Source organism: Aquabacterium sp., from assembly GCF_049274795.1.
Classification (GTDB): Bacteria; Pseudomonadota; Gammaproteobacteria; order Burkholderiales; family Burkholderiaceae_C; genus Aquabacterium.
In genome coordinates this window covers 52200-72378 of record NZ_JBASTH010000015.1, presented here as the reverse complement: position 1 = coordinate 72378, position 20179 = coordinate 52200, and the positions used below count along the sequence as shown (strand labels likewise).

Genomic DNA, 20179 nt, shown 5'->3' with positions numbered 1-20179 from the left:
CAAATCGGCCCCTGCAAAAGCGGCAAAATAACCCGTCCTTCAACCCTTTCGGGAGCCCTGTTCAGCAGCCAGAAACTGGCTCCATTACGCCGAACATCGCTGGCTCCATTATGGCGATCCGTGACAGCGGGTTTGGTTGACCCCAAGGGGCCGCGAATGGGTTGCCGCTGCCGTCGCCATCTTGCCAACCTCGCAAGACCTGCGGGATGACTGCCGTGATGTCCACGGCCTAGATAGCTGGGAAGGGCTGAGAGGCGGGCCTTTGCTGTGGTAGAAATGTGGGTAGTCCCTTAAAAACCACCACGGTTTACCCATACGAATCAATGCCTTAGGGGCGTCGGTTCGATTCCCTGGTGCCTTTCTCCGGCACCATCTAGACATCTCACGCCATCTCAAGGCGTATCAAAACCGGTCTCTCTCCTAGGGCAGGCCGGTTTTTTCTTGTCTCAGCGCCTCTCAGCACCTACCATCACATACCAACATTTCGTTGGTACCTGTGTTGGCACCTCAGATACCAACGCCTGTAGGTACCAACATCGGGGGCGTGATGGCACTGACGGACATCCGCCTGTTACTGACGTACTCCAGGCAGCAGTGCTGATAGCAGGCCCGAACACGGTCCGATTTATCCATGTCACCAAACTCTTGGTGAGCAAAGAGCACGGCGGTCGTCCGGTTCCCTCCCACACGGAAGTCAGGGGCCGGCAACTGATAGACCTCGGCCGCCGCAACAACCTTGTCCACCGCGCTGCCCTTCTCTTCGCAGAGTCCAAACCGGCGCATCAGGTCAGCAAGGCGCTCGTTGCGCGAACAGTAGTCATCAATGAATCGCTGCACATCGATGGGCGGAAGCCCAGGATTGGATATCTCCACCCGGTCGGTGTACATCTCGATCATCACGGAAACACCAGAGAGGGAGAAGTCTTGATGCACCAAAGTATTTGCGATCAGTTCGCGCAATGCTTGTTTGGGAAACATCTTCACCTCTTCACGAACTGACTGCTCGATGAAATGATTCTGCGGCGCGGCTGAATGGACAAAGTCCACCAACCCTCCAACTCCAGTAAGACTAAACAAGGGGGCGCAAGCGGTGGATGGTCCAATCAGGCCGCCGGGTCTACGAGTACCAGCTCGGTGTCCGACATCTGGCTCTGCTGCGATACTGCGTTCCCAACTTGAGCAACCGAGGGTCTTGCCGTGCTACTTGTCCTGCAAAAAATCAATCCGAGCTCCTTGACAGATACGGCTGTGAGCCTGGCCGCAGCGTTCATCCTGGGAGGCCTGATCGGTCTTGAGCGCCAATACCGTCAGCGCACGGCTGGGCTGAGAACGAATGTTTTGGTGGCTGTGGGCGCAGCAGTGTTTGTTGATCTGGCGAGCCACTTGCAAGGTGCAGAAGGCGCTACGCACGTGATGGCCTATGTCGTGTCGGGCATCGGCTTCCTGGGCGCCGGGGTGATCATGCGTGAGGAAGGCAACGTGCGCGGGCTCAACACCGCAGCCACCTTGTGGGGCTCGGCGGCCGTGGGAGCCGCTGCAGGCGCAGACCTCATCGGCGAGGCACTATTGGCCGCCTTGTGTGTGCTGGCGGCAAATACCCTTCTCCGGCCTGTCGTCAATGCCGTCAACAGCAAGCCGCTGGACGTCCGCTCTGTCGAAGTCACCAATACGGTCTTCGTGATCGCAGACAAGGCTCACCAGAAAGTCGTTCTGGCTGCGGTCGAAGAAGAGTTCGAGCACCGTAGCTTCCCCGCTTTGGATCTGCGTGTCCATGCCTTCGGCCACGAAGAAATAGAGATCGAGGTCAAGCTTGCATCGACCGCCGTTGAAGGGCAGCAACTCGACACTCTGGTGGCTCGCCTTCTGGCCATGCCCGCGGTGAAACAGGCCTTTTGGAGTCCAAGCACTTCGATCTAGGCGTATAAGCCTGCGGTTACTGCTTGGGCTGTCAAGCAGGTGACGCGGCCCTTTGGCATGTACCCGGCGTGGGGGGCTCACTGGCCTGCTCCTGAGGTTGGCTGGCGCTGCTCGCTGCAGGTCTACGCGGCTCTCCCAGGAATCCGCTCAGGTCTTCTGCTTTGGGCGCAGTTGCGCTGCAGGTAGCCGTGAGCCCCCTTTCGGGTGCCACCTCGGCGGGGCGACATTCGACACGCATCTGCCTACGATCCAGGCTTACCCCCTGGAGCAGATCATGGCCAGCACCATCAACGCAGTCCCGTTCCTCGACTCTGTGGCCAGTGTCCTCGGCCAAGCCTGGGCTCGCCTGGGGCAACGGCAGTTCGAGCCGCTGGCCAGGTGGAAGCTGATGCACATCGACGGCGACGGCCAGTTCCAGAGCGAGACGGTCGACGTGCTTGAGACGATGCCACTTGAGCGGCTTGTTCTGGTCTGCCGCAGCCCTCAGGACGAGCCTCTGGTCATCCAACTGGGCCGGATCATCGAAGCCATCGACGTGCCGAGCGGGCGCAAGGTGATACTCGATCGCTGGATCGCGTATGTCAGCGGAGGCGATGAGGCGGCCCCGCATCGGCCGCACGGACAGGGCCGGTCGTCGGTGAGTCACTGAGCGGTCATCTGGGGTGAGCCTGCCGGTGCTGAAAGTGTCGGGGCACGATTGGACTCGAACCAACGACCTCTAGCCGGCTCATTGCCAAGGCATTGCTCTGATCCGCCGCGATGTCCCTTCAGTGCACCCGCTCGATCAGGCCGGAGCGCTCAAGCTCTTGTGCGATGACATCAGGCTGCGCCAAGAACACTGAGGCCTTTTCAACAAGCCACTCCGTTGGCGTGAATCCGTTGAAGAGGCGCAGCAGCATGGTGTGCGCCTCGTCCAGCATCGGCGGCTGCGCGGCGGCCACCATCTGCCCTTTCCGAGTACGTTGATGCACTGTCTGCGTGAGGATGCTTGCAGTTGCCATGGTGACTCCTTCAGGCTCAGCTCACCACATTGAACCGCGATCCACTGCGACGGCAGAAGTGCCTAGGATCAAAGAATCGGCTCTCCGCCCCTTGTTCCCCCGCAGACAAGTGGGAGCTGTCCGGACTAGGCTGAAGCCCAAGGTACCAAGCGGGTAAACAGCGGGCCGCAGCACTGCGACGGCTCACCTGTCGTTGTCGGACGCGACGAATCCAGTGCGTTGGGACTACGGCTTGATGCACCCTCGTCGTTTTGCTGTAATAGCTGCCAGGTACCGTCGGGCACTGTCACGGTGCTGACGATGGCCTGATCTGACACATGGCACATGGTCGTTGCACGGACGTTTACCTTTGCCTTTGCCTTTAGGAGTTCGACCATGATCAGATCAGCCCTTTCGCTGAAAGCGCTTCCCTGCCTTATGCTGGCCTTTGCCGGCAGCGTTTCCGCCGCCACCTACACCAACGTTCCGAGCGGTGCGAACACCGGTTTGCCTTTTGCATACTTCGGCAATGCCGCCAGCTCGAGCGGCGACTCGCCCAAGGTCGGCCAAGTATTTGCGCTGACATCCGATTCCGTGTTGTCCTCCTTCAGCTTCTACGTGATCGGCGACAAGAGCCTGTCTCTGCAGTTGAATGTGGCTCAGTGGAATCCGGACACCAATGAGAAGAACCAGGCGCTCAATTCGGTCGGCTCGAACCTGCTGACCAGCATTTCGGCTGTTCAGACCTTCAGTGCCGCCAGCGGCGTCACGACTGTCCAGTTCAACAACCTGGGCCTGAGCCTGAATGCCGGCACCAAGTACGTCGCCTATCTGACCAGCGACGATCCGAGCGTCACGGGCATCCAGTTGTCGCGCACCCAGACGGCTGCGGATGTCTCCGGTTTTGGGCTCGGCAATGCTTACCGCGGCACCACGCCAGGCATGGGCTGGCAACTGCCGTTCAACGGTAATGGCTTCCTCAGCCTGCAATACACCGCGGTCACGGCTGCAGTGCCGGAGCCTAGTGCCTATGCTTTGCTGTTCGCTGGTCTGGGTGTTGTGGGCGCATCCGCCCTGCGTCGCAAGCGCGTGTAAGCCTGTTCTGGGCTGGTGCGCAGTTGATGAGCGGTGAGACGCTCTTCTTGGGGCGGCATCGTGCGATGCCGCTCGCTCCTGGGTTAGTGGCGTGATGCCGCGTCCCAACCCCCTTCGAACAGGTGAGCGGCGCGAGATGTTGGTTCTTTTGTTGGCGTCTCGATAGCCGCCATAGCGATGGCCCGCGGCGACAAAGCCAACCTCTTGCGCAGATGGGTCCAAGAGGCGGAGATGAAGCCGGCGAGCGGTACCGGCCACAGCGTCGCTGTTCGCGATGTCGCGCCCGCCGAACGCAGGCCATCGTTCGTCCCGGTGAGCCTGCCGCCTCCAGCCGCACCGCTCCCGCCTGCCGACATCCGCATCGAGCTGCACCGCGGCGCCACAGCAATCACGATGACCTGGCCGGCAAGCGCGGCTGGCGAGTGCGCGGCCTGGATGCGCGAGCTGCTTCGATGATCCGCATCGACGCGATGTGGCTGGCGGCCGAGCCCATCGACATGCGCGCTGGTGCCGACCGGCTGCTGGCACGCGTGGTGCAGGTGTTCGGCGCTGCGCAGGCTCACCATGGCTACCTGTTCGCCAACGCACGTGGAACGCGCATCAAGCTGCTCGTGCACGACGGATTTGGCATCTGGTGCGCAGCGCGGCGCCTCAATGCTGGCCGCTTCGTATGGCCTGTTGCGGCCAACGCCACGCCGTCGCTGGCACTCACATCGACTCAGTTCGATGCGCTGGTGTTGGGCCTGCCGTGGCAGCGCCTGCCCGAGCTGAGCGTCATCACGCGAGCCTGATCAATGCGTGCAGGTCAACCGTGAATCGGTTGGTGGCGCTTGTCCGAAAACGAATAGTAGTCAGCTCTCGGAGAAGCCGTAGCCGACGATCACGGTAAGGCCGGCAGTCGCCAGCCATGCGCAGATGCGCTTGAGCATGGCCGTGTCCAGCCCTTTGGTCGGGTTGGCGTGGCGGCCAAAGCCCAGCACCAGGGCATGTGCGGGCAGGGCCACCAGCAGCAGCGTGCCGGCGATCAGCTCCACACTGCCGGCCGAGTCGGCGTGCCCGAAGTGCTTCCACAGCAGCGGCCATGTGAGGGCGGAGAACAAACCGGCCAGGGCCGCGGTAAGAGGGGTAGGGGTGATTTTCAAAGGGAAGGCCTCAGTGCGCGCGCCCATCGTAATGCTGCACGGGGATGGCCGCGAGGTCGATGCCATCCAGGCAGCGGATGTTGATGGCGGCTATCGCATTGCCCTTGGGGTCGGTGCCTTCGCCATAGGGGTGGATGCCGCAACTGGCGCAAAAGCGGTGCTTGATGACGTGCTTGTTGAACGTGTAGGTGGCCGCCGCATCGTCCGGCGTGAGCAGCTTGAGGTCGGTGCGCGGCACGAACCACAGCAGCGAGCCCTTCTTCTGGCAGATCGAGCAATTGCAGGACAGGGCGCCCTTGATCTCGCCTTCGACCTCGAAGGCGACCTTGCCGCAGTGGCAGCTACCAGTGTGTTTCATGTGGATGGTCCTGTGGGTTGATTCACGATGATGTGAGCACCCCGTAGACCAGGATGCCCACCCCGCCGACTTCGCCCACGATCAGGCTCACCATGAAGAGCCGCATCACGATGCCCGGCAGCGTGAAGGCCCCCAGGCGATGCGGTGTGCGGAGTTGGTTGTCGGTGTCCCGGAGGATACCGTGCAACACGTAGGATCCCACCGCCAGCGCGAAGAAGGCGATGGGCACGCCCACCACCCAACGGGTCAGGGGCTCGCTGACCGGTGAATAGGGCGCCAGCTGGTGCATCACCAGGCAGGCGAACGAGTACATCAGCGCCGTGCGGTGCGCGATGTCCACGTACACCGGCGCGGTGGCATCCTGGCTGGTGGCGATGCAGGCGTACTTCCAGACGCCGGTCAGCAGGCCGCCCAGCAGGAACAGGGCGGAAGCCCCAAGGCACAGGTGGGCGGCTGTCGTCATGGGGATGGCGCCATGAGGGGTCAGACCAGCGCCGTGACCAGGCCCTTGACGCCATTGGCCAGCGTCGCCATTTCCTTGATCTCGGCGATGATGGTCATCTTGTCGAGTTCCTTGATCTTCTGCAGCGTGGTCTTGTCGTCGATGGTCAGGCCATTGCCGGCCATCAGCGCCTGCATCTCGTCGAGGAACTTCTCGCGCTCGATCAGCTTGGCGGCCATGGCCGACACGGCGCGCTTGAGCGACATGCACTCCGCCCCGATCTTCACGCCGTCCTTGAGGTTCTTGGCCGCCTTCATGGCCTTCATCAGCTTGTCGGCATCCACGGACATGCTGTCCGTCTTGTGGCGTGTCTTGGTGGTGTGCTCGCGGTAGTGCTTGCGGGCGGTTTCGGCATCGCCCTGCTTGGCCTTGATGCCCTTGATGACGAAGTCAAGCACATCCTTGGCGATGGTCTTGCCATCGCGGCCCTTGGTGACTTCCTTGCCTGCGGTGATGGCCTTGGTGGCGATGGTCTTGATGGCGTCCAGCGGGTGGCTGATGTCGATGCCCGAGGTGTCGCCCAGCTGGCGCTTGGCCGCCTGCATCAGTGTGGTGCCGCGCAGCTCGATGAAGGTCTTGATGCCGCCTTCCAGATCCTTGCGCAGTTTCTCTTCGTTCTTGACCTGCTGCACCAGGTCGGCGCCCAGGGTGGCCAGGGTCTTGGCGATGGAGATGTAGGCAGCCACGTCGGCCCCCATCGTGCCCACCAGGCGTGCCACCGAGGTGGCCAGCGAGATGGCGCCAGCCGTCCACTTCAGGGCGGTGCGGGCGCGGGCTTCCTTGAGGTTGCTGTCGCCCTGGGCTTCCTTCTTCAGGCGAGCTTCGATGGCCTGCTGCGCGGCACCCTCGGCCGAATCGAGCGCGTTCTTGATCGAGGCGTTGGCGCCCTGGATCAGCTTGTTGGCGGCGTCGACGCCCTTCTCTCCACCTTCGTTGATCAGCTTGCCGACCTTTTCATCCAGCTTGGCGGCTTCAGCGGCGATGGTCTCTTCATAGGTGTCCAGCGCGCCACGGGCGGCTTCTTCCAGCCGCTTCATCGCGGACGAGGGCACCTCGGAGGCCGACAGCAGACCCTTGGTGGTGACATCGATCTGCACGTCCACCCGGTACTTGGGAATCTCCAGGTACTGCAGGTTCGGCTTCTTGCGGATCAGATCGACCACATAGAACTTGTGGGTTGTTACCTTGGTCTTGGCCATGTGCTTGCTCCTGTGCTGGGCTGGAGGGCTTAAATTGCAACAAAATATTATGCTGCGGCCAGCCGTAACCGGGGCGCTACTTTTCAGAGCGTTAACCAGGGATGTCCGTGCGATCAGGGCGTCACTTTGCCGGCAGGGCAGGCGCTTCCATGGGAACGTGCGGCCCGGAGCACGCTGGCCGCTGTCAGGCTGATCCTGGGTGATATCTGTACGCCCGCGGCCTGCAGCACCGTGGCTGTCCAGCGGTTGCAGGTGTTAAGCAGGCTGTAGCGGCCATAGGCGTTGTAGAACTGGCTGTCGCCATACAGCCCCGGTCCACGAGGCTCCAGTTGGCCGCCTGCGTTGTGCATGAAGGTCTGGGCGATCAGGCGGACCATGCGCTCATGCTGCTCACTGCTCACGCAGATCTCGGCGGTATCGGCCCCACGAAGATGCGGTGTGAGGGCGCCAGGCAGTCCTACCACGTGCAGCAGAGATCCCTTGGATGCGAACAGCGCTTGCGCGGCCAATCCCACCGTGACCTCGCGGGCTTGATAGAAGCCCATGTCGCCCCAGCCGATTTCATAGTGCTGGGCTTGCGGAAAGCGCTCACGCAGGGCAGGGACCTGGGCGTTGACACCCGCAGCCGGGAGCACCAGCCCGGCATGCCAGCCATTGCCGACGATGTGGATGCGGACCTGCTGGCCCGTGGCGTCGGCCGCCCAGCACGCGGATTGAACAAGGAGCGCCACACCGATCATGAGCCTTGGCACCCAGGACCAGGGCGATTCACGTCGGCCGCATCCAGGCCTGCTGGTGGCGTGGTGCATGGCGTTCAACGTTTTTTTGCCGTGCGCAACTGGGCCTCGATCCGCTCGTAGACCAGGCCACTGCCATCTTTGATGGGGCTGTCCGAGCGCAGTTCGGTCAGCACGGCCTCAGGGAACTGCGCCTCGCCTACGGTCGCGATGAACTGGTCGAGGGCTGCGCGGCTGGCCTGTTGTTGCTGCTCTACCTCCGCCGGACCATGGCGCATCCAGATGTAGCCCTTGTCGTTGTACGACGCGATGCCGCTGAGGATGTTGAGCAATTGCCTGATGTTTTCGTCGTTCATGCCGATCATGATATGGGGGCTCGACCACAGGCCCGGGGCCGGGTTTCTCTGGGGATCCTGCCCAGGGAGGCTGGCCCCCGTTCACGGGGGAGGGGCGTGCATATGTCTCATCCTGGCAGGCAGCCCCCAATCTTAAATTTGACAATGATGGTTGCCAGATATAAAGTGCACACATTCGTTATCACATGACAATCAGGCCGGTTGGGGCATCATGGTTTGCCTTCCCGGACCTCGAACGGAGACTTCCCAATGGCTGAACAATTTGACGTCCTGATCGTGGGCGCTGGCCTGTCCGGTATCGGCGCCGCCCGCCACCTGCAGTCGCATTGCCCCGAGAAGAGCTACGCCATCCTGGAAGGCCGCGACACCAGCGGCGGCACATGGGACCTGTTCCGCTACCCCGGCATCCGTTCCGACTCCGACATGTACACCCTGGGCTACAACTTCAAGCCCTGGACCGAGCCCCAGGTCATCGCCGATGGTGACCGCATCCGCAACTACATCCGCGAGACCGCCCGCGACAACGGCATCGAAAGCAAGATCCGTTATGGCCACAAGGTGGTGTCGGCCGACTGGCACAGCGAAACCGCCACCTGGACGGTGACCGTGCAGCTCAAGTCCGGCGAGACCAAGCAACTCAGCTGCAACTGGCTGATGATGTGCTCCGGCTACTACAACTACGAACAAGGCTTCACGCCCGAGTTCAAGGGCCGTGAAGACTTCACCGGCCAGGTCATCCATCCGCAGTTCTGGCCCGAGAACCTGGACTACTCCGGCAAGCGTGTGGTCGTGATCGGCTCGGGCGCTACCGCCATCACGCTGATCCCGTCGATGACGGACAAGGCCAAGCACGTGACCATGCTGCAGCGCACGCCCAGCTATGTGATCTCCGTGCCGCAGTTCGACCCGATGGTGCGCCTGCTGCTGAAGTTCCTGCCCGAGATGACGGTCTACAAGATCAGCCGCGCCCGCAACAACTTCATCACCCAGTGGATCTTCAAGCTGTCGCGCAAGTACCCCAACTTCATGCGCAAGGTGCTGCTCAAGCAGGTGCAGGTGCAGGTGGGCAAGGACTTCGACATGAAGCACTTCACGCCGCCCTACAACCCGTGGGATCAGCGCCTGTGCGCCGTGCCCAATGGCGACATGTTCAAGGTGCTGCGCAAGAAGAAAGCCTCGGTGGTCACCGACCACATCGATCGCTTCACCGACAAGGGCATCCTGCTGAAGTCCGGCCAGACGCTGGAGGCCGACATCATCGTCACGGCCACGGGCCTGAACCTGCGCCTGTTCGGCGGCATGACGATGTCCGTGGACGGCAAGGCCATCGAGATGAACCAGCACATCTCGTACAAGGGCCTGATGTTCAGCGACATCCCCAACTTCTCGAACGCGCTGGGCTACACCAATGCCTCGTGGACGCTCAAGGCCGATCTGATCGCCGAGTACGTGTGCCGCCTGCTCAAGCACATGGACAAGACGGGCACGCGCATCGCTGTGCCTGAACGCAAGGACCCGAACATCAAGACCGGCCCGTTGCTGGAGATGAGCTCCAACTACGTGACCCGCGCTGAGTCCTACATGCCCAAGGGCGCCGACCGTGCGCCGTGGAAGCTGTACCAGAACTACGCGCTGGACACCGAGCAGCTGCACAACGGCAAGCTGGAAGATGGCGTGATGGCGTTCCGCAAGCCGAGCGTGGCGGGCGCGACCCCGACGGCCACACCGCGCAAGGCGGCCTGACCCCCGCCAGGGGGCAGAACGCAGGGGCTCAGAGCCCCTGCTTGCCCAGGTCATCGAGCTCCTGCGTGAGCTCGGCCTGGGTCAGCAGCTTGATCCCGTACAGCTGCTTCACATAGGCCTTCAAGTCTGCGATGAAGGTGGGATCGGTGCGTGAGAACTTGCGCCCGTAGACCGACAGCATCGGCACGTTCGCCTCGGCAGGCGGCGGCACCTTCAGCACGAAGCCCTCGCGCTCGTTCAGGCGCTTGACCCAATCCTCCAGGTACTCGGTCTGTTCGGGCGACGCGCTCAGCAGCGTCAGCGTACCGGCGTCATCGATGCGAACCTCGCCGATGGGTGTTTCCGCATGGTCGGCGGTGATGTGGATGACCAGGAAGTCGGTAGTGGCCATGGTGTTCCTTCAAGTCTGGGGACGGTCGTCTGATGCCTGACAGGCTCAGGCCATGTTCGATGTCGTGTTGGGGGGCAGTTCGCCCTGCGCCAGTTTCGTCACGTCCTGCGGGCCCAGGACGGCGGCAGCGCCTTCGTTGCCAAAAGTCCAGGCATGGATTTCCAGCGGCTGCTTGTCGTAGGTCGATCCGTCGGGCACATAGCCGTTCGCATTTTCGTCCCACATGATGATCTGGGGAAGCAGTGTGCGTTCCTTGGTCGACAGCTTGCTCAATCCAGCGGGGTCCTTGCGATAGCGTGCGACCAGGTCGAGCTGGTAATTGTGGGCGTTCTCGTGGAGCATGGTGTTCATCTGCTCCTCGATGTCATCGAAGTTGGCGTCGGGGTGCGTGTTGATCGTGATGGTCGATGTCTTGCTGCCGTCGAGCATGGACAGGTCGCAGCCACCGAACAGCACGCCGCCGGATGAGTCGGCTGCCTGGCTGAAAGGCTTGATCTTCGGCTCGGGCTGGCCCATCACCTTGCACTGTTGCTTGGCGACGTGTTCCAGGAAGTTCAGGCGCTTCTTGGTGTCCCACTTGCCCCAGTCCTTCTTGGCTTCGGCCACCTTGGGGTCGTTGCGCAGTTGCTGGACGACTTCGTTGCGGTTGATGTTGTCCGCGTTGACGAAATCGGGGTCCATCTTCATGTTGTCGTACAGCTTGCAGCGTGCCCTGTACAGATCGGGGGCGCTCCGGCCATCGATCTCCGTGCCAGCGGTCTCGCGCAGCGTGCGCAGCAACTGCACCTGGGCCGTGGCCGACAGTGCGCTGATCTCCTCGCCCTTGAGCTTGGCGACCACGTTCTTGACCTTGACGGCCGAGTCTGCATCGTCGATCTGGTCCTGAAGCCCTTCCAGGCGCTTGGCCACCAGGGCCACCAGGGCCTTGTCCAGCGCGTCCAGCTTCTTGATCGCGTCGATGAACTCGAAATCGTTCTGCGCGGCGATGACCTCGCTCTTGAGCGTCTGGACCAGGCCCAGCTCGGTGGCCCAGGCCGGCTCCGAGCTCAGCCCGTCGGCGTAGCTCAACCGCGGCTTGAGGTCCGCCAGCTCGGCGTAGTAGCGGCGCATGGCCACCTCATGCTCACGCTTGCGCTTGAGCGTGGGCTCCAGTACCTTGGCCAGTGCCTTGGCGCGCTTGAGTGCCTCTTCGTAGTCGTAGGCCTCTTCGGCGGTGTCCTTCTTGGGTTCGGTGCAGGCCTGTACCGCGGCATCGAGCTTCTGCACGTCCGCCTGTCCGTCCTTGAGCCACTGTGGCGAGCGGGCCGCAGGGAAGGCCAGCAGCTCCTTCACCTGGTGGTGATAGGCGCTGTAGTAGCCGATGAAGGCCTTGCGCTCGCCGTCGTGCACGTCTGCGGCATCGCGCAGCACGTCCAGCGCTTCGCGCTGGGCGGGCAGGTGCTTGTCGAGCAGGGCCTTGAAGTCGCCCTGGGCCTGTACGGCCTGGGCGCGCTTGCGCTGATCTGCCAGGGCTTCCTGAGCCACTCGCACGCTGCGAGACACTTTGTCGCGGCCCAACAGGGTGTCCATCTCGGCACTGAGCGCGGCGATCTCGCGCAGGTAGCGTTCTCGTACCAGGTCATCGGGGCTGGGCGCGGGCGTCTTGGGGCGCTCGGGTGGCTGTTGCGCAGGTGGTGTCTGGACCTGTGCTCCGCCTTTGCTGCCGAAGACGCGCTGGAACCAGGACTTCTTGGCCTTCTTGTCGGTGGGATCAGGCATGGTCAGGCGTGGGGCGAGCCCAGTGTTTTCTGCAGGGCATCCAGGGTGCGCAGCACCGTGGCACGGATGGCAACCGGGGTGAAGGGATTGGTCTCGAGGTCAGCGACGAGGGCATCGTTGTTGACGTAGTCGCGGTAGCCGTCCATCAACCCCGAGGCTTCCTGGTGGATGCGCTGGCGCTCTTGTGGTGTCTTGGCGTTGAGCGCGTCGTCGAGTCGGTCGATCAGGCGCGCATCCAGCGTGCGCAACACTTGGTCCAGCTTGCGGATATCGCGTGGCAGGTCCGGCAGATCCGGATCGCCCTTGAGCTCGGCCACGATGGTGTCTTCCAGCTTGCGCAACTGCTCCTGCACGGCCTTGCGCGCGGCCAGCCATGCCAGCCGTGACTTCTGCAGGTTCACGAGCGAGAAGCCGCCTTCGGCTTGTCCGCCCTGCGGGGACGGCTGCTGGGCCTGAGGCGCGGCTTTGCCTGCTGCTCGCGCGGCCAAGGCCGCCTTGAGGCGCTTCTCTGCCTGGTCCAGCAGTTCCAGTGCGGCATCGGCGTTGCCCTTGCGCAGCAGCGCGGCGGCGTCGGCGGCCTTCTGGCGGGCATCATCCGAGCCGGCCACATCTGCCTGCACGGCCTGCGTGATGGCGGGCAGCAGGTCCTTGAGCCGCTTGGTGAAACGCGCGGTCTTGTCGTTGTCGCCTTCGGGCAGCGGCGGCGCCTTGGGGATGGACGGGCTCTGCTCTTCGGTCTCGTCGGCGGCGCCTTCCTGATCATCGTCTTCGCTCAGGTCTTCCTGGCCTTCGACCATCACGATGAAGCGTGTGAAGGGGAGCGGCTTGAAGGCCTTGAGCATCAACTCGCCGCGCTTCTTGAGTCCGGATATCTTGGGGCCTTCCAGTGTGAAGACGATGGCGGTGGCGTCATCTTCGGAGGCCATGGCCGTGCCGAACGCCACCTTCTTGATGCCGGTTTCCTTGGCCAGGCGCGAGGCCAGTGCGCGGCCCGCGCTGCTCTTGTGCAGCAGGGCCCGGCTGTCTTGCGGCGCCTTGCCGATGGCGAGCGCCATGTTCATGGGGGTCTTGCGCAGCCGTGTGAGGCTGGCCTTGAGGTAGAGCTTGAAGGCGTCGGGGCTGCCCAGGGCGTTGCCATCGTCTGGCTCCTCGTCGTCCTTGGAGCCGGCGGCAGGGCGGTGCAGCGCGAGTGCCTGCGCACGCGCTTCGTCGAGCACCTTGCCGATCTTCTTGAAGGCGTCCACCGTCCAGGCCTGCTCTTCCACGTCGTGCGTGGGCTTCTTGGCGTCCTTGGGCGGGGTCTTGGCCAGCCGGGTGGCTTCGGCCAGCACCTTGGCGGCGGTGGCCTCGATGTTCTTGAGCGTCTTCTGGCTGGCGTCCAATGCGCTGTCCGAGCCCGTCTTGCGCAGGGCGGACTGGGCGATCTCGTATTCGGCCAGGGCCTTGGCAAAATCCTTGCCGCTTGCCAGGCCCTTGGGTTCCTGCTCTTTCCACCACCCTGGGGTGAGCTGAACGAGGCTGTTGCGTTTCATGAGGAGGCTCCGACATCCTGGTGCGCGGCCGCAGAACGGATCCGCAAAGTGCGCGTATTGTGCGACGCAAACACAGCGCGTCGTCATCTGTACCGAAGTACGGATGGGCAACGGGTGGCGCGGCCTTGAAAACAGGGCGTTACTCGCTACCATGCGCCATGACCCTTGTCGACAACAAAACCCTGAGGACACTTTTGATGAGCAAGCGCATTTTTCTTCGTTCGATGCTGGCAGGACTGGGCGCGGGCATGGCGGCGCTGCCTGCAAGGTCGCAGCCGAAGAACCTCGCTAAGGTGACCTCCGCTGGCCCCGCGCTGCTGACCGTCAGCGGCCTGATCGGCCCGGGCAACCGTGGGGCGCTTGACCAGGCGCTGGACCGCCTGCTGGCCAAGCAGGGCGTGGCGTTCAGCAAGGCCCACACCCTCGACGCTGTCGCGCTGGCGGCTTTGCCACAGGTCACGATCAAGCCCACGCTGGAATACGACGGCAAGCGCCATACCCTGCAAGGCCCCTCATTGCTGGACGTGATGAAGGCCGCTGGCGCCAAGGTGGGCGGCAAGACGGCCTTCCTGCTGCGCGCCATCGATGGCTATGCCATTCAGCTTGATGCGGCAGAAGCGGACAAGCGCCGCTTCATCATCGCCACACACATCGATGGCAAGCCCATGGCGCTGGGCGGTCTGGGCCCGCTGTGGGCTGTCTATGACGCGGACCAGTTCCCCGACATCGCCGCCAAGCCACTGAAGGAGCGCTTCAGCCTGTGTCCCTGGGCCACGTACCACGTCGAGGTCCGGGAAGGCTGAGGCTGACGGAGCTTCAGCGCCTGCATTGGCGAGGCAACAGCTTCGGTGCCATCTCGCTCACGCATTCCCATGTCACGTGGTTGCTGTCGTCCATGGCGGGCACCATCGAGAACGTGGCGCCGTTCAACGCAGGGCTGCCGCGCAGCGTCACCTTGATCTCACCTGTGCGCTGGTTGATGGCCACGTTGCCGATGTCGGCGGGCAAGGATTGCGTGAAGCCTGCCTGCTGCAGGCTCTCGGGTACAGCCTTTTGTGATTCGATGTAGGCGCCCACCTGTGGTGTGGCCTGGTCGATGGCCATCACGGCCTGGCTCACTTTGGCCCTGACGGTGTAATCCTGGTAGGCCGGCAGGGCAATGGCGGCCAGGATGCCGGTGACCGCGATGACGCCGAACACCGCCACCACGGCGATCACCGCAGTGCCTGCACCCGACTGCCTGGAGGGGATGCCATTGTTGTACTTGGCGTCCCACTTGGTCTGGTCGGTGAAGGCGATGACGATGCCCTCGATGAAGGCGATCAGGCCAGGGATGCCTGTCCAGCACAGCAGCAGGTAGAACAGGCCCCACCACTGGCCCAGATAAAAGCGGTGAACGCCCAGCCCCCCCAGGAACAGGGCGAGCAGCGCGGTGGTTGCCTTGCTCTTGAGACCCTTGCCGCCGGGCTGCACGGCGCCGCAGCTGGGGCAGATGGGGGCGGTGTGGTGCAGGTCCTTGCCGCACTCGCGGCAGAACACCATGTTGTTGGCTGTGGCTTGCATGTCAGTCAATGAGGTTGGTGAGGTCAGACAAGGAATCGGTCAAGGGCCCAGCCAATGGCCAGGCAGATGGCGAAAGCGATGAGGCTGGGGCCCACCAGGCTGCGCCGCGGATAGCGGGGGCCGTAGGTGTCGATCAGGGCTTTGCTGTGCGCCTGGCCGCCGAAGAAGAAGTACCAGCACAAGGTGAGGCCTGACAGCATGACGCTGGCGCGGAGCACGACAAACAGCCCCGGATTGATTTGATGGGCGATGAGCACGACCGAAACACTGGCGATGAGCATCACCACCAGCGCGAGCCACCGCAAAGCCACGCCCTTGCGGCTTTGGAGGATGAGTGCGTTGGCGAGCTGAGTCGCCACGAAAAAGACGGGGGTGAACAGGAAGCTGAGCAGCAAGGCCCGGTCGGGATTGAACACGGGTGCGGGCAAGATGGGCGTGGGCGCAGCGAGGTCTGCATCGCCCTCGTCGTCTTCGAGCTGCAACTCGCCCTGGTCCAGTGCCTTGAGCACATCGCGTGCAGCGTCCAGCTGCCCGGCGGGTACCACCACCCGGACGCCACCGAGCGCCACCGTCAGGAAGCTGTGGGCCTGCGAAAGATTGGCGTCGAGCGCGTGCGCATCCAATCCGGCTGCGCGCAATGCGCCTTCGATCAAATGGGCCTCGGTGGCCGTGCCAAGGTTGGCGACACAGGTGTAGTCACCCGTGCTCGAAGGCTCCGCCATGCAAACTCCCTGTGGTGCGCCGATGTCATGGATCGGTCTATGTCGCTATGGTAACGCCAGGCGCCTGGCAACAAGAACGCCCCGCCTGCGGGGTAGGTAGTACCCCCCTTGGTCAGGCTGCCCTCAAATGCTCTCGGAGCCTATGGATGGCCAATGGCGTTGGTTGGCTGTTCATCCACCGCGCGATGCTGGCGGGTTCGGGCAGAACGGAGCGTTGAAGAATGGGCATACAAGCGCTTGGGCTCAACGCAGACTCTTCTGAGCCGCCTCTGCATGGCTGGTGAGCAGGGGCTGGCCCTGCGGCACATGGGGCTTGCTGTTGCCACGAACCGCGACGATGAGTGCGGTGACGGCCCCGATGGGGCCCGGCATGGTCTGGCGCCAGTGCTTGGATCTTGTGTCGTCCGCCATGGAATCCCCCGAGTGCGGCGTGTTCAAACTGTTGGCTTAGTCTTTCGCTGTGATGTCAGCGATGATCTCTGCCGACAACAGCTTCACCAGTTTGGAGAAGGCGTCGCGCAAGTCCCAGGGGTTGTCCTCGTAGTAGGGCAGGTCGTGGGCGGGCAGCCGGTCTTCAGAGGCCTCGGGCTTCACACGCTGTTGCCACAATATGCTGCCGTCTGCCTTGAGCAAGGATACATCTGCCCAGATCGCCGGGCGCAGGTCACCATCAAAGCTCGATTTCTTGAACAGCCCGTAATTGGCCACTGAAATTACGAACCTGGCATCGCCACCGCTGTCGGTCACGGCCGGGAAGGCTTTCTTGCTTGCCAGTTGCGACTGCAGTTCGGTGCGGAACATCTGTCCCACCTGGATCTTGTTGTCCTGCAGGAGCTTCTGCAGGCGCCCCTTGTCATCGAGCATGCCTTCGGCGGCCACGGCACCCAATGCGCCGCCCACGGCCCCTAGCCAGGCTTGCTTGCTGCCGAAGAAGAATACGGTGTCGGGCATGGACACGGCCTTGTCCACGGAGACCGTGCGGATCTGTGCACGGTCGGTGTCGTTCATGCGGACATGTGAGACACCAGCGCATCCAGACAGACCGAGGACTGCCCCGCCGATGAGCAATGCCCTGCGGGTGTTGATCAGAAAGAATTTCATGACGCTGTCTCAAGCGAAATGGTGAATGCCCTGCAAGAGAATGCAGGGACCTGCTCACTGGCCAGCCAGTTTTTCGCTGCCGCCGGCCTCAGCCTGGTAATTGTCCAGGAACGCCGAGATGGTGTTTTCCACCACATAGAGGTACGGGTTCTGGCCGTCCTTGCGGGTGGTGGGTGCAAGGCCCCTGATGAAGGTTCGTTTGCCGTTGATGTCGGCGTCGATGTAGACGACGAACACAGGCGCCTTGTTGGGGTTCTCTGCTTCCGTGAAGAACGATTTGGTGTACTCGTTGGCCGCGGTGATGGCGTCGAACTGCTCGCGGTCCACCATGTTGACCTTGAAGTCGGCATCGTTCTTTTGAGTGCTTACCGCAACGACGGCGCCGACCACACCAAACACAGCGCCGATCGAGGAGCGCCGGAAGGCCGACTGCATGTTCATGTACGAGACGAAGTGGTAGACCTTCACGTCGACCGGCTTCGCGCTGTCCGCGAACTTCTCGAACACCTTGTGCTGGAAGAGCCGCACGGCGGACGGGTCGAGGCTCGATGTGCTGTACCGGTATGTGGCGTAGGCGTCGCTGGTGATCAAGGCGCTGAAAAGCTCCTGCTCGGATTCAGCCTTGGGGCGCGCATCCACAAAGTGGATGTTTTCTGAGCGCTGCAGGCCTGCAACTTCATGCTTGTGTACCGGGGCCGCGCAACCAGACAGGAAAAGGGCTGCGGCAATGGATGCGAGAAGGAGTCTCATGGAATCAAGGGTGGAAGCGGCGGCGTCCCTGAAGCCAGTCAGGAACGTCCCTGCGTTGTCGTGAAGCGGTTTGTCATCAAATGCTATCCCATGTGATGCATTTGTAACATTCGGGCGACTACGCAGGGATGCGCGAACGCTTCAGCCCTTGATGGCCTTCTTGTAGAGCTCAGCCATCTTGCCGGACAGCTTGATGCACTCCGCCACGTCCTTCTCGGCGGTGGCCAGCTTCTTGAGGTTGGCTTCGATGTCCGTCTTGAGCTGCTTCCAGGCGGCTGCCGTCTCCTTGGTGGCGGACTTGGCGCCTGTTTCCACCGATTTCTTGAGCATGTCCAGCGTCTTGATGGCACCGGAGAAGGACTTGGCATAGGCCGGGTACTGGGCGTACTTGGACTCCAGCACCTTCCACAGCTTGGCGGCATCCTTGCGCTGGCTGTCGCTCAGGCCGGCCTTGACCTCGCCTTTGAGCGCGCCGGCATCCACGTTCACGGTGTCCATCAGGCTGGGCAGGCCCTTGGTGCCGGCGGCCATGCACTCCTTGTGGGCGGCGGTCAGGCGGTCCAGGTCGTCGCTGGCGCTGCTCTCCGATTGGGCCGTCGCCTTCGCCGCTGCGCTGATCAGGGTCTCGGCGCGGATCACGTACTGCTCCAGGCGCTCGCCCGTCGGGTTCCATTGGGCTGCCTGTTTGTCGATCACTTCCTTGCGGTAGCCCATCATCGTCTCCAGCATCTTCTTGTTGAAGACGACAGCGGAGCACGACGAGTTCCAGCCGCCGCGCCAGTCCATCATCTCGGTCTTGAGCTGCACGCCCAGCTTGGCGTAGGCGTCCCCGACCTGGTTGATGATGCCCTGGCTGGTCTTGCACAGCTTGAGCTCGGAGGCCGATGGCTTGCCCTTGCTCTTCTTGAGCGTGTTCTCGATGGCGTCCATGTTGTGCTTGGCCTGCTGCTTGAACAGCTCCAGGCTCTTCTCATAGGTCTCGTAGAACTTGCGGACGTTGTTGAAGGAGGGCATCAGGGCCGCGTACACCTTCTTGTCGTGTTCGTTCTTGTCGGATGGGCTGGAGTTCGCATCGGCAACGGCCTTGTAGTCGTCGACGAATTGCCTGCAGATGGAGTCGAACACGTACTTGCTCATGGTGCATATCCCCTTGTGGACTGGCGGTGGGTGAGGTGCCGATACTTTTGTCGCGGCGAGGGGAATTGTGTGGCGCTCATCCAGGATTTGCACCCGTCCGAAAGTACGGAGACGTTGCGTCCAGGCCTCGGCAGCGCGAGGTCAAGCCTGGCGATGTGCGTCACGCCACGCGCTCGGTGCCAGCCCCGTCCATTGCCGGAACGCCCGCGTGAAGTTGGCCGGGTCGGCATAGCCCAGCATCTGGGCGATCTGCGCCACCTCCAGCGCAGGGCGCTCCAGCAGCGAGAGGGCATCACGGCGGCGGGCCGCGTGCAGCAGGTCCATGAAGCCCAGGCCCTGGTCCTGCAGGCGGCGGCGCAAGGTGCGCGTGCTCATGTTCAGCCGCTCGGCCACGGCTTCCAGGCTGGGATAGCCGTCATCGCGCGGCACCAGTTCACGCCGCACGCGCTCGCCGATGTCGTCGGGGCGCTTGCCCAGCAGCCGCTCGGCCTGCTCGCATTGGCCCACGGCATCCTGCAAGGCCAGCGGGCTGGCTTGAGGCAGGGGGTTGTCCAGCAGGTGGGCAGGCAGGCGGATGGAGGTGGTGGGCATGCCCCAACGCACATGGCCCAGGCGCTGCCGCACTTGTTCCGCATAGGCCGGCTGCTCCAGATCGAACCAGATGGTGAAGTGCTCGGGCGCGATGCGCTGCAGCCCGGTGATGCCGCGCACGAAGCCGGCGATCACGGCCTCCAGCACCACGTGGCGGTGCGTGGCGGGCACCAGGGCGGGCTGCGTCTGGAACTCCACCATGCACACGCCGTCGGTGGTGGTGATGTCCAGTGTCAGCCCCATGCCGTAGAAGTGCCAGAAGCGTTGGCACAGGGCCAGCGCATCGTGCCCCGTGGCGCAGGACAGCACGGCCGCGCCCAGCGGGCCCAGCGCCGTCGGCGGGATGCGCCAGCCCATCTCGGTGCCGATGCTGATGTGCCCCATCAGCCGGGTGATGGTGTCGAGCAGGCGCAGGTACTCGTCCATCGACAGCTCATGCGCGGCGGGGCCTTCTGCCAGGGTGATGCCGGCCTGGCGAAGCACTTCTGGCGGCGCATGGCCGTGCTCCGCGGCCAGTGCCAGATAGCTGCGGGTGAACAGGGCAGGCACCATGGGCGTGGCCGGGGTGCCGGTGTCGAGTCTGCGCATCGTGTTGCGTGCATGTG

Annotated in this window: 25 protein-coding genes; 7 read left to right on the top strand and 18 right to left on the bottom strand. The window is 63.1% G+C overall.

Going from position 1 to position 20179, the window contains the following annotated elements:
- Positions 1-507: 507 nt before the first annotated feature.
- On the bottom strand, positions 508-1047 hold the full coding sequence (locus tag WAQ08_RS02145) for an ATP-binding protein (RefSeq protein ID WP_422188992.1): 540 nt from the start codon (positions 1045-1047) through the stop codon (positions 508-510).
- Positions 1048-1197: 150 nt separating this feature from the next.
- Here WAQ08_RS02145 and WAQ08_RS02140 point away from each other — a divergent pair, with 150 nt between their 5' ends.
- Both WAQ08_RS02140 and WAQ08_RS02135 read left to right on the top strand, forming a co-directional pair.
- Positions 1198-1917, top strand: a complete 720-nt coding sequence (locus WAQ08_RS02140) for an MgtC/SapB family protein (RefSeq protein ID WP_422188991.1) — start codon at positions 1198-1200, stop codon at positions 1915-1917.
- Positions 1918-2191: 274 nt separating this feature from the next.
- Positions 2192-2566 carry a hypothetical protein gene (locus WAQ08_RS02135; RefSeq protein WP_422188990.1) on the top strand — a complete coding sequence of 125 codons (375 nt, stop codon included), beginning with the start codon at positions 2192-2194 and terminating at the stop codon, positions 2564-2566.
- A 118-nt stretch (positions 2567-2684) separates the two neighbouring features.
- On the opposite strand, the gene WAQ08_RS02130 is transcribed toward WAQ08_RS02135, so the two are convergent.
- Positions 2685-2918 (bottom strand): hypothetical protein, encoded by a 234-nt coding sequence (locus WAQ08_RS02130; protein WP_422188989.1) that lies wholly within the window; start codon positions 2916-2918, stop codon positions 2685-2687.
- A 375-nt stretch (positions 2919-3293) separates the two neighbouring features.
- Here WAQ08_RS02130 and WAQ08_RS02125 point away from each other — a divergent pair, with 375 nt between their 5' ends.
- From WAQ08_RS02125 to tnpB, 3 genes are all read left to right on the top strand, one after another.
- A complete protein-coding gene (locus tag WAQ08_RS02125) occupies positions 3294-3992 on the top strand; it encodes a PEP-CTERM sorting domain-containing protein (protein ID WP_422188988.1) in 699 nt (232 codons plus the stop codon).
- Between the two features lie 231 nt (positions 3993-4223).
- Complete coding sequence (locus WAQ08_RS02120) at positions 4224-4448, top strand: IS66 family insertion sequence element accessory protein TnpB (RefSeq protein WP_422188987.1); 225 nt, start codon at positions 4224-4226, stop codon at positions 4446-4448.
- Entirely contained in the window at positions 4445-4783 is a 339-nt protein-coding gene (gene tnpB, locus WAQ08_RS02115) for an IS66 family insertion sequence element accessory protein TnpB (protein WP_422188986.1), read from the top strand. Before WAQ08_RS02120 ends, tnpB begins: the two co-directional genes overlap by 4 nt.
- Positions 4784-4843: 60 nt before the next feature.
- Here the strand turns inward: tnpB and WAQ08_RS02110 are convergent, their stop codons facing one another.
- The 6 genes from WAQ08_RS02110 to WAQ08_RS02085 all read right to left on the bottom strand — a co-directional run bounded on the left by WAQ08_RS02110 (position 4844) and on the right by WAQ08_RS02085 (position 8286).
- Positions 4844-5134: a hypothetical protein gene (locus WAQ08_RS02110; protein ID WP_422188985.1), complete on the bottom strand. Its 291-nt coding sequence runs from the start codon at positions 5132-5134 to the stop codon at positions 4844-4846.
- 10 nt (positions 5135-5144) lie between these two features.
- Positions 5145-5492, bottom strand: coding sequence for a GFA family protein (locus tag WAQ08_RS02105; protein WP_422188984.1), 348 nt, complete (start codon positions 5490-5492; stop codon positions 5145-5147).
- Positions 5493-5514: 22 nt separating this feature from the next.
- The gene (locus tag WAQ08_RS02100; protein WP_422188983.1) at positions 5515-5955 is read right to left on the bottom strand and encodes a hypothetical protein; all 441 of its coding nucleotides are present in this window, start codon (positions 5953-5955) and stop codon (positions 5515-5517) included.
- Positions 5956-5975: 20 nt separating this feature from the next.
- Complete coding sequence (locus WAQ08_RS02095; RefSeq protein ID WP_422188982.1) at positions 5976-7193, bottom strand: hypothetical protein; 1218 nt, start codon at positions 7191-7193, stop codon at positions 5976-5978.
- A gap of 113 nt (positions 7194-7306) precedes the next feature.
- Positions 7307-7924 carry a TIGR02117 family protein gene (locus tag WAQ08_RS02090; RefSeq protein ID WP_422188981.1) on the bottom strand — a complete coding sequence of 206 codons (618 nt, stop codon included), beginning with the start codon at positions 7922-7924 and terminating at the stop codon, positions 7307-7309.
- Positions 7925-8007: 83 nt separating this feature from the next.
- Entirely contained in the window at positions 8008-8286 is a 279-nt protein-coding gene (locus WAQ08_RS02085) for a hypothetical protein (RefSeq protein WP_422188980.1), read from the bottom strand.
- Positions 8287-8535: 249 nt separating this feature from the next.
- Between WAQ08_RS02085 and WAQ08_RS02080 the strand changes: the two genes are divergently transcribed.
- Positions 8536-10029, top strand: a complete 1494-nt coding sequence (locus tag WAQ08_RS02080; RefSeq protein WP_422188979.1) for a flavin-containing monooxygenase — start codon at positions 8536-8538, stop codon at positions 10027-10029.
- A gap of 28 nt (positions 10030-10057) precedes the next feature.
- On the opposite strand, the gene WAQ08_RS02075 is transcribed toward WAQ08_RS02080, so the two are convergent.
- Genes WAQ08_RS02075 through WAQ08_RS02065 form a run of 3 tightly spaced genes read right to left on the bottom strand, consistent with a single transcriptional unit; the run spans position 10058 to position 13710 of the window.
- On the bottom strand, positions 10058-10420 hold the full coding sequence (locus tag WAQ08_RS02075; RefSeq protein ID WP_422188978.1) for a hypothetical protein: 363 nt from the start codon (positions 10418-10420) through the stop codon (positions 10058-10060).
- A gap of 45 nt (positions 10421-10465) precedes the next feature.
- A complete protein-coding gene (locus WAQ08_RS02070) occupies positions 10466-12178 on the bottom strand; it encodes a hypothetical protein (RefSeq protein ID WP_422188977.1) in 1713 nt (570 codons plus the stop codon).
- 2 nt (positions 12179-12180) lie between these two features.
- Complete coding sequence (locus tag WAQ08_RS02065; RefSeq protein WP_422188976.1) at positions 12181-13710, bottom strand: hypothetical protein; 1530 nt, start codon at positions 13708-13710, stop codon at positions 12181-12183.
- A 197-nt stretch (positions 13711-13907) separates the two neighbouring features.
- On the opposite strand from WAQ08_RS02065, the gene WAQ08_RS02060 reads away from it, so the two are divergent.
- Positions 13908-14513 carry a molybdopterin-dependent oxidoreductase gene (locus WAQ08_RS02060; RefSeq protein WP_422188975.1) on the top strand — a complete coding sequence of 202 codons (606 nt, stop codon included), beginning with the start codon at positions 13908-13910 and terminating at the stop codon, positions 14511-14513.
- Positions 14514-14526: 13 nt separating this feature from the next.
- Here WAQ08_RS02060 and WAQ08_RS02055 read toward each other — a convergent pair whose 3' ends face one another.
- The 7 genes from WAQ08_RS02055 to WAQ08_RS02025 form a co-directional block, all read right to left on the bottom strand.
- Entirely contained in the window at positions 14527-15273 is a 747-nt protein-coding gene (locus WAQ08_RS02055; protein ID WP_422188974.1) for an NINE protein, read from the bottom strand.
- Between the two features lie 23 nt (positions 15274-15296).
- Positions 15297-15926: a hypothetical protein gene (locus WAQ08_RS02050; RefSeq protein ID WP_422188973.1), complete on the bottom strand. Its 630-nt coding sequence runs from the start codon at positions 15924-15926 to the stop codon at positions 15297-15299.
- 312 nt (positions 15927-16238) lie between these two features.
- On the bottom strand, positions 16239-16367 hold the full coding sequence (locus tag WAQ08_RS02045) for a hypothetical protein (RefSeq protein WP_422188972.1): 129 nt from the start codon (positions 16365-16367) through the stop codon (positions 16239-16241).
- Between the two features lie 75 nt (positions 16368-16442).
- Positions 16443-17003 (bottom strand): hypothetical protein, encoded by a 561-nt coding sequence (locus WAQ08_RS02040; protein WP_422188971.1) that lies wholly within the window; start codon positions 17001-17003, stop codon positions 16443-16445.
- A gap of 147 nt (positions 17004-17150) precedes the next feature.
- Positions 17151-17846: a hypothetical protein gene (locus WAQ08_RS02035; protein WP_422188970.1), complete on the bottom strand. Its 696-nt coding sequence runs from the start codon at positions 17844-17846 to the stop codon at positions 17151-17153.
- 141 nt (positions 17847-17987) lie between these two features.
- A complete protein-coding gene (locus tag WAQ08_RS02030; protein ID WP_422188969.1) occupies positions 17988-18983 on the bottom strand; it encodes a hypothetical protein in 996 nt (331 codons plus the stop codon).
- Between the two features lie 141 nt (positions 18984-19124).
- Positions 19125-20162 (bottom strand): AraC family transcriptional regulator ligand-binding domain-containing protein, encoded by a 1038-nt coding sequence (locus WAQ08_RS02025; protein WP_422188968.1) that lies wholly within the window; start codon positions 20160-20162, stop codon positions 19125-19127.
- Positions 20163-20179 lie beyond the last annotated feature (17 nt).